Source organism: Synergistaceae bacterium (assembly GCA_017444345.1).
Classification (GTDB): Bacteria; Synergistota; Synergistia; order Synergistales; family Aminobacteriaceae; genus JAFUXM01.
In genome coordinates, this window is record JAFSWW010000002.1 from 1 (window position 1) to 16,975 (window position 16,975).

13 protein-coding genes are annotated in these 16,975 nt (G+C 41.2%); 6 read left to right on the plus strand and 7 right to left on the minus strand.

All coding sequences use genetic code 11. The features are described 5' to 3' along the window. Positions 1-49 precede the first annotated feature (49 nt). From IJS99_00035 to IJS99_00065, 7 genes are all read right to left on the minus strand, one after another. Complete coding sequence (locus tag IJS99_00035) at positions 50-445, minus strand: hypothetical protein (protein ID MBQ7560207.1); 396 nt, start codon at positions 443-445, stop codon at positions 50-52. 2 nt (positions 446-447) lie between these two features. Then, positions 448-1,626: an ABC transporter permease gene (locus tag IJS99_00040; protein ID MBQ7560208.1), complete on the minus strand. Its 1,179-nt coding sequence runs from the start codon at positions 1,624-1,626 to the stop codon at positions 448-450. Then, positions 1,623-2,738, minus strand: a complete 1,116-nt coding sequence (locus tag IJS99_00045; GenBank protein ID MBQ7560209.1) for an ABC transporter permease — start codon at positions 2,736-2,738, stop codon at positions 1,623-1,625. The genes IJS99_00040 and IJS99_00045 overlap by 4 nt, the downstream gene beginning before the upstream one ends. Beyond that, positions 2,735-4,411 carry a sugar ABC transporter ATP-binding protein gene (locus IJS99_00050; protein ID MBQ7560210.1) on the minus strand — a complete coding sequence of 559 codons (1,677 nt, stop codon included), beginning with the start codon at positions 4,409-4,411 and terminating at the stop codon, positions 2,735-2,737. Before IJS99_00050 ends, IJS99_00045 begins: the two co-directional genes overlap by 4 nt. A gap of 102 nt (positions 4,412-4,513) precedes the next feature. Further along, a complete protein-coding gene (locus tag IJS99_00055) occupies positions 4,514-5,731 on the minus strand; it encodes a DUF3798 domain-containing protein (GenBank protein ID MBQ7560211.1) in 1,218 nt (405 codons plus the stop codon). A gap of 104 nt (positions 5,732-5,835) precedes the next feature. Then, entirely contained in the window at positions 5,836-8,490 is a 2,655-nt protein-coding gene (locus IJS99_00060; protein MBQ7560212.1) for a DEAD/DEAH box helicase family protein, read from the minus strand. 227 nt (positions 8,491-8,717) lie between these two features. Next, a complete protein-coding gene (locus tag IJS99_00065) occupies positions 8,718-10,424 on the minus strand; it encodes a site-specific DNA-methyltransferase (GenBank protein MBQ7560213.1) in 1,707 nt (568 codons plus the stop codon). A 463-nt stretch (positions 10,425-10,887) separates the two neighbouring features. On the opposite strand from IJS99_00065, the gene IJS99_00070 reads away from it, so the two are divergent. The 6 genes from IJS99_00070 to IJS99_00095 all read left to right on the plus strand — a co-directional run bounded on the left by IJS99_00070 (position 10,888) and on the right by IJS99_00095 (position 16,881). After that, complete coding sequence (locus IJS99_00070) at positions 10,888-12,117, plus strand: dicarboxylate/amino acid:cation symporter (protein ID MBQ7560214.1); 1,230 nt, start codon at positions 10,888-10,890, stop codon at positions 12,115-12,117. A 149-nt stretch (positions 12,118-12,266) separates the two neighbouring features. Continuing rightward, on the plus strand, positions 12,267-13,409 hold the full coding sequence (locus tag IJS99_00075) for an ABC transporter substrate-binding protein (GenBank protein MBQ7560215.1): 1,143 nt from the start codon (positions 12,267-12,269) through the stop codon (positions 13,407-13,409). A gap of 132 nt (positions 13,410-13,541) precedes the next feature. Next, on the plus strand, positions 13,542-14,411 hold the full coding sequence (locus tag IJS99_00080; GenBank protein MBQ7560216.1) for a branched-chain amino acid ABC transporter permease: 870 nt from the start codon (positions 13,542-13,544) through the stop codon (positions 14,409-14,411). Between the two features lie 56 nt (positions 14,412-14,467). Beyond that, positions 14,468-15,325: a branched-chain amino acid ABC transporter permease gene (locus IJS99_00085; protein ID MBQ7560217.1), complete on the plus strand. Its 858-nt coding sequence runs from the start codon at positions 14,468-14,470 to the stop codon at positions 15,323-15,325. Then, positions 15,326-16,165 (plus strand): ABC transporter ATP-binding protein, encoded by an 840-nt coding sequence (locus IJS99_00090; protein ID MBQ7560218.1) that lies wholly within the window; start codon positions 15,326-15,328, stop codon positions 16,163-16,165. It begins immediately after the preceding gene. Then, entirely contained in the window at positions 16,162-16,881 is a 720-nt protein-coding gene (locus IJS99_00095; protein ID MBQ7560219.1) for an ABC transporter ATP-binding protein, read from the plus strand. The genes IJS99_00090 and IJS99_00095 overlap by 4 nt, the downstream gene beginning before the upstream one ends. Positions 16,882-16,975: the final 94 nt, after the last annotated feature.

A 16,975-nucleotide genomic window follows, 5' to 3' on the forward strand; every position in this document is an offset into this window, starting at 1 on the left:
AAGCCGCCGTCGGGGTGGGCGGGTGGGAGACGGCGGCACGCAAAAAATTTTATCTCGGAGCAGGGACTATGAACTCATCACTACTCGCAGCCAATGAAGGAAGATTTATCATTATATCCTTGCTGAAGAAACAAATTTTTATCTCGCGTTCTATATTTTGCGTTATTTCTCCGTTCTCGTCAAAAATTTCAGCTTTAAGAATGAATTTCGGCCCGACAACTTTTCGCAAATCCCTGTCGCACGGTAAGAGTTCGGCCACTTCTCCGCCGTTAATGCTTACATTTACCTGTTCAAGTGCTTTATATTCGCCGAGTGTCTTATTATCTAGGAAAATTTGATGTTCACGGCCTATATAAAACAGTCCGAATCCCAGCGCAATTAACGCAGCAAGTAAAATTATTCTCTGAGTCCACCGCATTATAAATTTCAAGAAAGCTATAAACATTATTATTTGCCTCCTTTGTTAGTGCCTCGTAGAGTCCTGCGTGCTGCTTCACGTTCTCTGTTTCTCTTCCAAGCATGAAGGACTAAGGCAATCGCTATAATTCCGTATGAGACAAAGACTCGGAAATACTCGCCGATTTGAGCATCACCGATTAAATTTTTACCCGCCATAGGTGCGACTATGAACATCAAATGAAATAATATTACTCCGACAAAGACATTAGCGATACTTGCTCTTGAGACACTTGCGCCGCCGATTAATAACGCAGCAATTGAGAACATACCGGCCTGATCATGGCTGTTATATGTATTAAGAGTTCCCATGTTTTGCAAGTAAATTATTTGTCCATAACAAGCCAGCACAGTTGAAATTACTATAGCGATTACACGAGTACGATTTACGGCAATTCCCGCGCTGTCTGCAACTGCCTGATTTTGACCGATCGCCCGCATGTCTTGGCCTAATTTTGTCTTTCTGAACCAGACTATAAAGACGCAGAATAAAGCAATTATTAACAGTGTAGCGAGAGGGATTCTTATTGCACCGTCTAAAAATGGAATCTGAATCACTGCAAATGCTCCGGTTGAGTTAATGCTTATAAATTGTTGAGAGTCTTTAACACCGGCTATAACTGTCGGCAGTAAATTATCGAGGACTCCGCGAATTCCCAGCAAGCTGACAGCATTACGAACTCCATAACCGCGCGACAATAATAATGCAGGATTTGTAATAGGAATTATCCAGCCCATTAAATATAACACTGTCATTTGATAGACTCCGTTAATGAAGAATCCCAGTATATAAGATGTTACCATTTCGCGGCCCTTAGCACGGTTTAATACAGCCCCGCAGAAAATTCCCAGAATTATAGCAATTGGAGTCCCTATTAAGCAAGCTAAGACCATTCCCGGAATTCCCACGACTCCCCAGTCGCAGATCATCAATAAACCTATTTGTCCGGCCATTGCTCCGAGTACCATTCCGAAATTTAAGCCCATTCCCGCCATAATAGGAATCAATAGCGACAAAATCAAGAATGAATTACGCCCGATTCTAGTTAATAACTCCTGAATTAAATAACTCGCAGAAAATCCGCTTAGTGGTATAGCAAAGGCAGAAATTATTATAAACACTGCTGGGACGGCATTATTTGCTATTATGTCAAAAAGTTTGCGAATCATCTTCCCGCACGCACCTTTCTTGTGAGAGCATAGAGAATCATTCCATTACTCACAATTAATCTTATAACTTCTGACATGTCAGTCTGCAAATAGCTATTTATTACAGAAGGAGTCATCGTTAATATTCCCTGAAATAAGAATGTCCCGACAATTACATTTAATATGCTTGCTTTGTTGACGCTTGCACCGCCCAGTAAAATCGACGCGACCGCCGGCAATGCCATATAGAACGGGCCCATATATAATTGTATAAATCCGAAACTCTGTTCATATACTATAATTCCAATCGCGCCGAGTACAGTCGAGAGTACTACGGAAATAGTGCGCATTTTGTCAACGTTTACTCCGGAAGCACGCGCAAATTCGGGATTTGATCCCACTGCAGTTATAGCCGTCCCTGTTTTACTGCGCATGAATACCCAGACAAGAAAGGCCATTACAGCAAAGAAAATTAACATACCGGTCGGAATTATGAATCTCTCGTTAATTCTTATAGCAAGGGCATTATTTAATATATTCAGCCAGTAACCTTCTACGCTTATTGTAGTTCGCAAGCCCCGGCCCGCATAGCCCCAGACCATTGTAGGATGTTTATACGGGAGTAAAAGCCACGCTATACACATAAACGAGACTGACGAGAATCCGACATAAGTAGCTATCATCATTTCGTCGCCCTTGACTCGATTTAATAATTTGCCGTAAAGCCAGCCCAGAACCGCCGCAATTGGAATCGCTATAATTATCGCACTAGCAAACCCGATCGGCTCTCTATATGTCTCAACAAATGCAGGAGTAAGCCATGTTAAATTATATTGCCCTCCGAGTTCAGCAAGTTTTGTTAAAATTTCCGCGTTTAACTCGATTGAAAGTGTAGCACCCAACAATCCCGCAATTATTCCCAGAGGCAGCCCGAAATTTAATCCGCAGCCAGCCTGTACCATAGGGATCATTGCTAAGACCATAACGCCATTCATGCCGAATCTGACAAGGGTATTATTTAGTGAAGTGTCAACATTTACTCCGACAAAGGGAGCAGCTATAAATAATCCCATCAGAAATAAAGCTATTATTATACGTGGCCAGCCTGCTTTATCAATGAAATTTTTTATCATTCTGTCTCCTCACTCTCCTTATTTAAATTTATTTTGTGTTGTCCCATCATGAGCATTCCGAACTCTTCAGCAGGACTCGACGCAGGAAGGACTCCCGCAATTCTCCCTTCTCCGACTATAGCGACTCTATCACAGACACTGCGCAATTCTTCAAGCTCTGAACTTGTAATTATTATAGTCGTGCCGTGTTCCTTGTTATATTCTTTCAGGGTATCAAGAACGAGAGTTTTTGCTCCTATATCGATTCCGCGAGTAGGTTCGCAAATAAGCAAAATATCAGGCTGTAACACAAATGCTTTAGCAAGACAAACTTTTTGCTGATTCCCTCCTGATAATTCGCCGGCTAATTGACTCGGTCCAGTGCATTTAATGCCAAGTGAGTCAATAAATTTGCGTGCTTCTTTTCTCATTGCGTACTCATTGCGGACTTGAAATATAAAGGGGATTCCGAGTAAAAATCTTCCTTGTGTCTGCATAGCTGTAAAAGTTATATTCCAGTCTAAAGGCTCATCAAGCAATAAACCGACTCCGCGCCTATCTTCAGAGACAAAGGCCATTTTACGGGACAATGCAGCGCGCGGATGATTCAAAGCTAATTTTTTCCCGAATAATTTAACGCGTCCCCCTGCAGGATATAATCCCATAATACCGTTTGGAATTCCTAATTTGCCGTGTCCTGCGAGTCCTCCTAGTCCGAAAATTTCACCCTTTTTGACTTCAAATGATACGTCCCTGACAGTCTCGCCGGGCATGTCTACCCATAAATGATCGACTTTGAGAGCGGGCTTAATTTTTTTCTTTTTCTTGGGTGGATTCAAAGTCTCGTTTACATTATCAGGAGTAACAGGCTCGTCGGGAATTTCGGGAATTTCAACGGGTCTGACACTTTCACGGCCTACCATTAACGCGGCAATTTCTCGTGTTGAAAGCTCGTCGCTTGATTTATCAGTAATTAATTTTCCGTCGCGCAAAACTAGAATCCTATGACATAAATCTTTGACTTCATGCAATCTGTGTGAAATAAATACTATTGCTATACCTGAACGCGCTAATTTCTTAAGAGCTGTTAATAAAATCTCGGCTTCACTCTCTGTTAATACTGCGGTCGGCTCATCAAGAAATAATAATCTCGTGTTTTTCCTGTCAATTTCGCGGGCAATCTCAATAAATTGCTTGTAACCTACCGGCATTTCACTTACTATCATGTCAGGATTAATATTTACTCCGAGCGTATGAATAGCAGAATTTGCCCTGTTATGCATTGCATCGCGGTCAAGAGTCGAGACTCTATCGCTGAATACATAATTAATTAATGAAGGATTCAAGACTTCACGATTTAACAAAATATTTTCAGTTGCTGTGAATCCCGGAATCAGTGAAAATTCCTGATGTACCATTCCTATACCTGCTGCGAGTGCCTGATTAGGTGAAGTGAAATTTACTCGTCTGCCGTCAAGAAATAAATCTCCCTCGTAGCCTCCTGTTGACGCTATAACGGGCATTCCGAATAAAATATTTAGCAGCGTCGACTTCCCTGCACCGTTCTCACCGACAAGGCCTATAATTTCGCCCGAGTCAATGCTGAACGATATATCAGACAAAACACGATTGCCGTAGTATTCTTTGCCTATGTGCTCAAGTCTAAGCAATGAGCTTGTATTATTATCTGACAAATAAAATCGCCTCCTACTTATTATTATATAATCAAAAAAAGGGAATGCTTGAATTTGCACTCCCTATGAATTAGCTAGAATTAAATATTTACGCGAAAATTTTTATTTTACGGGAGTCATGCGGATCTTGAAATATTTTTCGGGAATCTCAACTTCAGCAAGTCCGAGAAAATCTCCGCCGAGCACGTATGTATCTTGACGCAATAAAATAAATTTCGTGTTCTTAACGCCTGTTACTGCATCAGTGAAATAACTTGCTCCCCAGTGTGCACCCGGGCAGAATTCGTCATAAGCTGTTCTCATTTCGCGCAATGCTTGAGCCGAGCCGAGTTTATTCGTGAATGTGCCTTCTACGTATCTTTTGCCGTATTCAACAAGTGCCGCCGTTGTCGTATAGCCCCATGAATAGGCCCATGTTCCCATACGTCCGCCGCCTCCTGCTTTAACTACAGCGTCCTCTACTTTTTTCAGGATTGCGGGCCAGTCGCCTTGTTCCTTTGATAAATCAATTCCGAGCGCTCCGGGATAACCCATAACAGGTGAGGGCAAATCAGCTTCAACGAAATAACCGCCCAGTGCAGCGACCTGACGTAATAGAGGCTCAGTGTGTCCGTCATTTGTGCAGAAAAATGCAGCGTCTTTGCCGTATTTCTCGATCCATGCGGGCATATTCTCAAGAATATATTGCTGGGCTCCTGCCATTCCTACATCGCTGGTAGGGTCGGGGGCTGTCTCGAATACAAATTTGATTCCCAGATCTTTGCAGGCTTCTTCCATAATTGCGCGTCTAAGTCCTAAAGTCTCATAGCTCATATGACGGGGGAATGAAATATGAACGAAAGTTTTTGCGCCCATTTTCTTAGCTCCGAGGGGAATTGTGTAGCCTCGTCCGATATGATCCGTGTGAGTCGCTATATGAGCGGCTTCTGTGATTACTCCGGGATCTTCGTGGGGTTCGCCGGCAAGCAATAAAATTTTGTCGCCGTATTTCTCGCGGATTCTCCTGAAGGCTTCAGCTGTTCCGGGGACTGCCTGATTTACTACGATGACTCTCATTAATGGATCGTCAGCAAGTCCCACTATTTGAGCTATTACTGTTTCCTGCTCTGAAGGGAAGTTATCAGGATAAGTAATGTGAGTTATCATGCCGCCCTTTGACGCATCGCCGTATTTCTGAATCATTAACTCTGCGCCGCGTAAATCGTCCTCACTCTGTGAAACTGTGCCGGTTACGACTCCGATATGAAATTTTGCGTCTTCAGCAAATGCCGCACTAATTAACGCAATGACAAGCGCGAATACAAGTATAAATTTTTTCACAGTAAAAATTGCCTCCTTAAGAATTAATAAATATATAAATTTGTGATGTGAATAATTATATTAGCTCGTAAAATTTTTAGCATTAGCAGAATTCATGAATTAATCTACAACCTGCGAAAAAGTTGACGCAACATTATATTTAATTCCCAGCGATTCAAAATATTTTTTGCACATGAAATTTTTATATTTTCAATACCGCGTAAATCTTGATTTCTTGCAGATCCTTTTGTCTCAATCACTGAAAATTTTTCGTCGATAACGGCCGCCCAGTCAGGATTATATTTTCCTGTAGGAGTCTCAATCGCAAAATTTCCGGGTAACTTCAAATGCACTGAAACATTCTCGCTCGAATCAATTTCACCGGCAAAATCTTTCTCTATACCTGAGTCGCATATTGCATAATCATAGAGTCCGCGTTTACGGGTCTCCGCAATTTCTGACTCGTTTGCAAATTTTTCACGTTCGAGAGAGTCAAATATTTCTGAGTCAATCTCGTCAAATTCGTCTATTGCCTCATATTTTATATTATCTGCTGACATGATAGATTTCTGTTCATTAATTAATATAATTGTCTGCGCTATGAAATTTTCAGGATTCAAAGCAAATAACTCTAATTTTTCAGGATTTATAGATTTAAGAATATCAACAATTATTTTGCGTGAGAGTTCAGTTTGGCGAGCTAATTTGCCTACTAAATCATATTTTGTGAAAGCTGAAAAATTTTCAAGAGTTATATATTTCGAGTCCCCTTCAGTAAAATTAAAATTTGAGTCCATATTCCCGCGCTCGATTTTTACGTGAACACGAGAAATTTGTAACAAGTCATTTATTTTGCGGGCTGAATCTTTTATGAAAGCTGACTCGTTGAGATTCACAAAATAAATTGATTTGCGGTTAATTCTGCGCCATAGTTCCCGGAATTCAGGAGACTCGAATCTCTCGCGGTTGAGTGTAATTTTTTGCTGCTCACGTGTATTAGCGATTCTTGGCGAGTCCTCGTTATTCTCTCTAAATTCTGACTGCAGACCTTCAGCAAAATTTTTATAGCTTTCACTGGCAATTACAGTTAATAAATTTATTTCTCCGTCTATTATTCTAGTTCCGTCCTGATTCACCGGTAAACGCAAGCCCCGCCCTATTTCCTGCCGCCGCCGTATATCACTGGTAGAATTTTTCAGCGCGCAAATCTGAAACACGTTTGGATTATCCCAGCCTTCACGTAAAGCCGAGTGAGAAAATATAAATCTTACAGGTTCGCCGAGATTCAAGAGTCTTTCTTTATCGCGCATAATTAAGTCAAATGCTGAAATGTCGTCGCTCGTGCCTTCTTTCTTGTTAATTTTGCCGTCCGTCATGCGATTATTTTTGTCGATCGAGAAATACCCCGCGTGAGTCGATTCTGCTTTTATGCTCGCTAAATATCCCGAATAAGCCGAGTCTTGATTCTCAAAATTTTTAACTGCCTTGTTATATTCTTCCTCGAAAATTTTAGCGTAAATCCCGTTATATTCGCCGTCATCATTATATTTTCTGTATTTCGCGACCTCGTCAATAAAGAATAACGACAAAACTTTTATCCCTCTGCTGTATAAAATTTTCTCGCGCCTTAAATGAGTCTCTATTGTCTCTCTTATCTGAATGCGCCTTAATTCGTCCTCGTTGAGATTGCCAGTTATCTCACCTTCTGAAAGTTTTACACCGTTCAGAAATTCTATGCTGTTATTCAGGCCGTCAATCATGCGAATTATATAACCGTTTTTATACTCGTCTAAATGGCCGGATAACTCAAATAAATTTGCGCCCTCGTTTAATTTTCGCGTTAATCGCTGCAAACCTGATTGAGTCATTCTGTCAAATTCGATCATAGCTGCCGGGTCATGTTCAGATTTTATTATGCCTCGTAAATAGACATAGCCCGAACCTGCCGCAATATTCGTAAACGTGAAGCCTGTTACAGCAATTTTCTTGACTAAATTTTTGTCAAGTGCCTCACCTGCTCCGAGTTTATATACAAGATTATATTTTTCTCTGGGAGTCGCTGAATAACGCAAAATAAATAACGGGTTAAAATCTTTTATGCCTTCACGAGTCTTGACTCCCTCGACTGATTGAGGCTCATCAATTATTATTATCGGCCTGACTGACGAAATTGCATCAATGGGCCTGCGTCCTCCGAACTTGTCAATATTCTTGTGAATTAATCGTGAATTCTCGTCCCTTGCGTTGAAAGCCTGCGAGTTTATAATCATTGCCTGCAAATTGCTGTCTTCTACGAATTGGCGTATTTGTCCGGTCTTGGCCGAGTCGTAAATAAAATAATTTATCGGCTGTGTATAATCTGCTTTAAAATGTTCCTGAGTTATCGCAAAAGTTTTATATACTCCTTCACGTATTGCTATACTGGGTACGATTATAATAAATTTGCTCCAGCCATATAATTTATTTAATTCATAAATAGTGCGGATATATGTATAAGTTTTGCCCGTGCCTGTCTCCATTTCGACGGTAAAATTTTTACCAGCTAGCGAGTCAGACTGAGGAAGATTATTACTTTCCTGAACTTTACGGAGATTTGCGAGAATTTGAGCGTCATCTATAATAATTTCTCGATTCCCGAACGCTGTAAACGTAAAAATTTCGCCCTCATTCCTGCCAGTAAATGAAAATCTCTCACTGCCCTGACCGTTGAATAAATCACAGATTGATTTTGCCGCTCTCTCTTGAAAATCTTGTTTTGCGAACTTGAGCCTAATTGCCAAATTGCCCCGCTCCCTTCATATTTTATATAGCACAAAAAATTTTATTTCCGCCCGTTTATAAGCCGTTATCTTTTGCCGGAACTACCACTCACCCGCAAATCCCCCTCTACAAATAATAATATATAATTATCAGCAATCATACAGTTATTATCTTTTGTCGAACTCAGAATCTACGAAATAATAATCTCTAATTATCAGCAATCCTGACGCAATCAACAAATCACCGTCTACAAAATAATAATATCCGAATCTTCCGAGTAATGCGCGAAAATATGACGTAAATTTATCATGTCGTTCACGTTCTCAAAGCAGGAGTCACGGAATAATGCGCGCTCCGGCCTCTTCTTTGCAATATATTCAATTAACGGACGATTTATATTTTTGTCAAAGCAGGCAATAATTTTATTTTCTCCGTAATAGTGCAGAGTGAACCCGTCAACAATTTCCGCGCTGTAACAAAGCGACAAGGACAGTCCAAGCTCTGAAACTTGAGCGAATAACAAATCTAATGCGTTCCTGTCAGGCTTTATATTTTCTGTCAGGGTGTCAAGAATTCCGGGCGTGTACTCTTCAGGTGAGAGAAAGACATTTTTATAATTGCCCGAGTCGACCTGAAGGACTCTAAATCCCTTGTCGCCCCATTGCAGATTTTGACCGGCTTTAATTATTCTTGCGCGACCTATATCGCAAATAGTGTTATAACCGGCCTTAAATGCTTCAGAGTCAGGAGCGCAGGACTCGGGAATTTGTACGAGTATAAATTTTCGATTCCCGCCTAAGTCTGCATTATTCAAATTCATAACAGCGTGGGCAGTTGTTGATGAGCCGGCAAAGAAGTCTAATATTATTGCGTTGTCGTCGAGATTTGCGAGAGTCATTAAATGCTGTAATAACCGCACGGGCTTGGGACTGTCAAAATATAAGCCGCCTAAAAGTTTTGCGAGTTCCTGCGCGCCCTCTTGAGTATGACCGACATTTTTATTGTGTAAAATCGAAATCGGCGACATTCCCGAAAATTTTAATTCCGATAGAAAACGTTTCAATCTAGGGACTCCGTCACCGTCTGCACCGAACCAGATTCTATTATCATTTACTTTTTGTTGAAATGCTGCCTTTGATAGTCGCCAGCAACGTCCGGGCAATGGCTCTATAATTTTTCCTGATGGAGTAGTAACAGGATAATCATATTCAGCACTGTATGTTTTAACGGTAAGATTACCGGACATCCATACACCGCGCGGGTCATTATCGGGGTTGCTGTATCTTGAGTCGGCCTCTTCTGTTCGCGGGAGTCTCTGAATCGTGAACGCGTCAATATTATTTGCGAACATCAATATATAATCATGACTCACTGATATAAATTTTGCGTCATTCTTAGGTGCAAATGCTTTCTCCCATATTAACTGGGCGATAAAATTATCTTCTCCGAAAATCTCATCACAGATCTTGCGTAAATTTGCCTGTTCGTTGTCATCGATTGAGATAAAAATAACGCCGTCATCAGTTAATAAATTTCTAGCGAGCTTCAATCTTGAGTAAATCATGCTGCACCAGTCCGAATGAAAGCGGGGATTACTTTTTGAATTTTCACGGAAATTAGCGGCTGTAAAATTTCGTCTGCCCTCGTCGTCAAAAGTTTTTTGCTGTTCATGTTCCTGCGCTTGAGAGTGAGAGAAGTTATCAGAGTAAATAAAATCATGTCCGGTGTTATAAGGGGGGTCTATGTAGATTAATTTGACCTGTTTCATATAACTTTTTTGCAAAATTTTCAGGACTTCGAGATTATCGCCTTCAATATATAAATTCTGTGTTGAGTCAAAATTTATGCTTAAGTTCGGATTTGGGCGCAATATTTTATCAGTCGGTGAGGCTGCTTTGAGTTTAGCGGCGTTTTTGCCCGGCCAAGTGAGTTCGTAAAATTCGCGTTCGTTCATGATTATATGCTTCCAGTCAGAAAAATTTTTATTGAAGTATAGCATGTGAGAGTGTGAATGTGTGATAAAATAGGGACAACATTGAGGGGAGTTGAACCCTATTTAGTGAAATAAAACGCTCATTACTAGCTGAAGAGTTTTTCCAGCAAGGTTATTACCAAGATGGCGAAATCAACAAGCCAGTGAAGAACTGCGGCGATTGACTTAATTATGCGGATCAAGTCGCGCCGCTTTTGTCTTCTGGAGCGTTTGTCGTTGTGTTTTTGCGCCAAATTTCTGCACCAGACTTTCTCACGGTGGACTCTCGCTTTTCTATCAATGAGCCGTGACTCTCATGACGAGCCAAATGAAAGACTCGGCTTGCCGAGCCTCTTAACGCAAAATTATATCAAAATATTTTATATGAGTTCGTATTAAGCTATAATAATAAAAATTTTTATAATTTTCTAAGGAGGCTATAAACATGAAACGCGTATCGTTATTAGTGAAAATTTCTATAGGCTTTGTGCTGGGAATAATATTCGGCTTTGCAATCGGTCCGACTGTGGCAAACTCTCAGGCTTTGAGCGTCTATATAATGCCGTTTATTGATCTTGTCGGAAAAATTTTCCTGCGCTTGTTAATGATGCTGATAGTTCCGTTAGTATTCTCTTCACTTGTTGCCGGAGCTGCTTCAGTCGGTGATATTCACAAACTTGGCCGAATAGGAATAAAGACTCTTGCTTTATATTTAGTCACAACTGCGATTGCTATAATAATCGGTCTTGCATGCGGAAATATATTTAATCCCGGCGTAGGAATGAACATTCCCGGAAATATTCAAGCGACATCTAAGGCCGCAAAGCCTCTTGTTGATGTAATTCTTGATATATTCCCGACAAATCCTGTAGCCTCAATGGTAAATGCCAACATGCTGCAAATTATAGTATTCGCTTTATTTTTCGGGGTAGCTTGTATCTTAGCAGGTGAACGCGGCCGAAAAGTAGCAGATTTCTTTGAGAGTGTCGCAGAAGTCATGTATAAAGTTACTCATGTTGTTATGAACGTCGCTCCGTACGGTGTATTTGCATTAATAAGTGTAACAGCGGCAAAATTTGGAATTGCTATTCTTGCACCGTTCGTGAAAGTAATCGCGGCTGTATTTATCGGCTGTATTATTCACGCATTAATAGTTTACTCCGGAATGATTACGGTTATTTGCAGACGTTCGCCGAAATGGTTCTTTAAGGGAATTGACGAGGCAGCAATCACGGCATTTGTTACGCGTTCAAGTTCGGGGACTCTTCCTGTAACTCTTGCGAATGTCCGCGACGAATTAGGCATATCTGAAGGTGTAAGCTCGTTTGTTTTGCCGCTGGGAGCCACTATAAATATGGACGGGACGGCATTATATCAGGGAGTTTGCGCGCTTTTCGTTGCTCAAGCGTTTAATGTGCCCATGACTCTTAGTATGCAAATAGGGATCGTAGTAACTGCGACTCTTGCTTCAATAGGAACGGCAGGAGTTCCCGGCGCGGGCTTGATAATGCTCACAATGGTATTAACAAGTGTAGGACTTCCAATTGAAGGAATCGCGCTCGTAGCTGGTATTGATGTAATTCTTGACTCGGCCCGTACTTGCTTGAATGTCATCGGCGATACTGCAGTTTGTGCCGTAGTAGCTGCGACTGAAGGCGAAACTTTGAAATCTTAGAATTATATTCAAACATAAATTTTTGAGTGAGTCAGGGAATAAAAAAATCTCTGGCTCATTTATTTTGCTTTAACGTGATAAAACGCTGAAAAATTTTTATTACTGTGCTATGATTCATAAAAAATTTTACACGAGGTGAATCGTCAATCATGAGGAAATTTTTATTAACACTTCTTGCGATTTCATTATTAGCTGTACCGGCATTCAGTGCAGAGCCCATTAAAATCGGAGAGATCGCGACAGTAACAGGAGATTTTGCGGCCTATGGTGTTGCGGAAGTCGAGAGCGTAAAAATTGCAGTTGCTGAAATAAACGCAGCGGGCGGAGTTCTCGGTCGTCCTCTTGAAGTCGTTATGTATGACTGCCGAACAAGACAGGAAGACATGGTAAACGCTGCACGAAGACTCGTAGAACAGGACAAAGTTGTTGCAGTAATCGGGCCTTCAGGTTCGGGACTATGCATCGCAGCAGCTCCGATATTTAATCGCGGACACGTTGCGCACTTGGGAACATTGCCGACAAACCCGTTAGTAACAGTTGACGAGTCCGGAAAAGTCAGACCCTACAATTTTAGAATTTGTTTCTTAGATCCCTATCAGGGTGCAATAATGGCTCAATTCTCATATATAAATTTACGAGCTAAGAAAGCAGCAATACTTTACGACGTATCGAGCGATTATTCACAAGGTCAGCGCGAATTCTTTATAAAGAGTTTCGAGAAGTCAGGCGGCAAAATCGTAGCTGATGAGGGCTTCAGAGGTGAAGATGTTGATTTCCGTTCACAGTTAACTAACATGAAAGACTCTGATGCAGACGTGTTAATATTCCCGTTCATGGGTAAATCTTTACCGTTAGCAGTAAAGCAGGCCCGCGAGCTCGGAATCGAACTTCCCATAGTAGGCGGCGACGGTTACGGCGATTTTATGTGGGAGATTTCAGGAAATACACTCCGCAATACTTTCTGGGTAAGCCATGTTGATAGATATGACCCGACATTAAAAGCCTTCTTTGATAAATATTACGAAGAGACAAAAACGGAATGTCAGGAATTCATGAATGCTGTTATGGCATATGACTGCGTTTACTGGCTTAAGGACGCAATCGAGAGAGCAGGCAGCACAGACCCTGAAAAAGTCCGCGATGCACTTGAGCAGACAAAAGATTTAAAGTTAATGCACTGTGTATTGACTATGGACGAATTCCATAATCCGACGGGTAAGGACGGAGTTATTTTACGCTGCGACGAGACAGAAAGAAAATCATTATTCTTCACAAAGATCCGTCCTGAATAAGTGAAAAAGTTTATACACTTGCGCATATATTTTTTTTCGCGTCAGTCCTGATTCAAGAGTCGGGGCTGGCGTTTTTTATGGCTATATTAAATTAGGAGGGTAAAAATTTTGCAATTTACATTTTCTACGTTGATACAGCAAATAATTAACGGGCTTTCACTTGGGAGCGTTTATGCTTTGATTGCTGTAGGTTATTCGCTTGTATATTCGATTCTGTTATTCTCAAATTTTGCACACGGGGGCTTTCTCGTAGTCGGGGGCTATGCTTGTTATTTTTTGCTGACTCAGTGGGGTTATAGCGTGCCCGTCTCAATGGCGGGAGCGTTAATTGCTTCAGGACTCACGGCGATTATAACAGAGAGACTTGCATATAAGCCGATTCGTGAACGAACTACAACGACATTATATTTATTAATTGCTTCAATGGGAGTAAATATAATAATAGAAAATTTATTTGTCGTAACAGTCGGAGGCCGTATAAGAGCATTGCCGCAAAATACTTTTCCGACGGGAATATTTAAGATTGCCGGTGTTACTCTAAGCGCGTCCGATATTATTTCACTTGTAACAGCAGTAATTTTCTTGACCATGCTGCAAATTTTCTTGAATAAAACCCGCTGGGGTTTGGCGATTCGTGCAGCTGCCTGCGATATTCGGACGGCCGGATTAATGGGAGTAAATGTTACGTTTTTGATCAGCCTAGTATTCTTTGTTGCTGGAATTCTTGCGGCGGTCGGGGGGATTTTCTTGTCTGTCAGATATAGCTTGTACCCTCAATTAGGAAGTATAACGACAAAGGCATTTATTGCGGCAGTAATCGGCGGGCTTGGATCTTTACCCGGTGCAGTTGTCGGGAGCTTGATTCTCGGACTCGCTGAAATGTTGACGGCGGGATTTATAAGTTCACAAATGCGCGACTTAGTAGTTTATTCTTTGCTAGTTATAATGTTATTGATTCGTCCTGCTGGATTCTTCGGCAAGGCAGTAAGTGAGAAGATATAAACATGATGAGAAATATTTTATTAATTATAATCGGGCTTGCTTTGGCTTTAATTCCCATGGGCGGCTATCAAGAAGGAATAATAATTTTAATGTGTATAAATTGTATTGCTGCAATGGGAGTCAGCATATTAACGGGATTTACAGGAATTTTTACGCTGGGACATGCTGCATATATGGCACTGGGAGCTTACACGACGGCGATTTTAACAGTAAGATACGGCGTTCACTGGATTCCTGCGATAATTGCGGGAGGACTCATGGCTGTATTAATTGCGTGGCTGATAGGACTTCCGACTCTGAAATTAACGGGAGATTATTACGCGATTGCATCAATAGGACTCGGCGAGGCTATAAGATTAATTCTTGAAAATTGGCAGTCTTTCACGCGGGGAGCTCGCGGATTTCCGGGCATTGAGCCTTACACGACAAGGATTTGCGCTGTGATAATATTTATCGGGCTTGCTATAATAACATTTAATTTTCTTGATAGTCGGCTAGGGCGTGAGTTGAGAGCTTCACGGGATGACTCGGCGGCTGCGTCGTTGATGGGATTTAACACGCCTCGTACTAGAATGAAAGCATTATTATTGTCAGCTTTTTATTGCGGGATTGCCGGGGCTTTGCTGGGCGGTTATATGAGCTTTATTCAGCCTTCTATGTTTGACATGATGAAGTCGACGGAATTAACGGCGGTTGTAGTTTTCGGCGGACTCGGCTCAATGAGCGGGACAATTTTAGGCTCGGCAGCTATAACTCTAATAATGGAATATTTCCGGGATATTTCGCAGTATAGAATGTTAATTTACGGCTTATTACTCGTTATTATAATGGTCTTCAGGCCGGAGGGACTACTGGGCAGCCGCGAAATCTGGGAGTTATTCTCACTGGAAAATTCTAAACAGGAGGACAAATAAATGCTTGAACTTTCTCATATAGATATGTTTTTTGGAGGAATCGCAGCACTTCATGATATGTCCTTCAAAATCGAGAAGAATTCTTTAACGGGAATAATCGGGCCAAATGGAGCAGGTAAGACTACAATTTTTAATATAATAACGGGCGTATATACTCCGAGCGCGGGCAATGTATATTTTAATGATATTGATATAACGCCTCTGAAAGCCTATCAGATTAACAGGCTGGGAATTGCGAGAACGTTTCAGAATTTGAGATTATTCACACGTTCAAGCGTACTAGATAACGTAATGACAGCAGCCCAGAATAAATATATTAATTCTTACAAGGAAGATTTTTTTGCAGGAAATATGACTCAGGCTAACTGCCCGGATTCGTCTTGCTGGTATAGCTTTATTGAGTCATGCCTTCATTTTGGACGATGGGACAAAGTGGAGAAAAAATTACGTTATGACAGTTTAGAATTACTTGAGAGAGTAGGACTCTCTGACAGGGCAGAACAGGCAGCGGGGACTCTTCCTTATGGTATGCAGAGAAGACTAGAGATTGCCCGGGCACTTGCTTTATCACCTAAATTATTATTACTTGACGAGCCTGCAGCAGGAATGAATCCCGAAGAAGTTTTTGAGCTGAATGACTTAATCACGGGGATTCATAAAGATTTTGATCTTACTACTTTAGTAATTGAGCATCATATGGATTTAATCATGAAAATTTGTCCGCATGTAATATGCTTGAATTTTGGCGCGAAAATTGCGGAAGGGTCGGGCGAAGAGATTCAGAATAACCCGGAGGTCTTGACGGCGTATTTAGGCACTGAAGAGGAGGAGGGCAAATGAAGATGAGCAAAAATTTACTTGAGACAAGGGACGTTTGCGTTAATTACGGGGCTATAAAGGCACTTGCGGGCGTGTCTATTAAGTTAATGGAAGATGAAATAGTTTCAGTTATCGGCGCAAATGGAGCAGGAAAATCTACTCTCATGAATGCAATAATGGGAATGGTAAAAATCTCAAGCGGAAATATTTTCCTCGATAGTTACCCGTTATCTTCAAAAAATTATAAGATTGTCCAGAGCGGAGTCGCTTTAGTTCCTGAAGGCCGGCGGGTATTCACGACTCTGACTGTTTCAGAAAATTTGAGAATTGGCGCATTTACCCGTAAAGATAAAAGCGAGATCTCAAAAGATTATGAATGGGTGTTCTCGTTATTCCCGATCTTGAAAGAAAGATTAACGCAATATGCGGGGACTCTTTCAGGCGGTGAACAGCAAATGTTAGCGATTGCCCGTGCTTTAATGGCTCGTCCGAGAGTGTTATTACTTGATGAGCCTTCACTGGGACTCGCTCCGATTATAATACGCGATATATTTAAAGAGTTAAAGCGCGTCAATGAACAGGGAGTCAGCATTTTATTAGTCGAACAGAACGCAAGGCAGGCATTATTATTGTCTCATCGTGCTTATGTTTTGCAGACCGGGCGATTATTGAAAGAAGGCAAGAGCAGCGATTTATTACAGGATAAAGATATAAAGGCTGCTTATCTCGGCAATTAGTATATAATGCAAGGGGGAGCAATTCCCCCTAAAATTTTTATCGTGAAATATTCAGAAGCGAATCAAATCCTGTTTGTGTGAGAATTTCACTTAC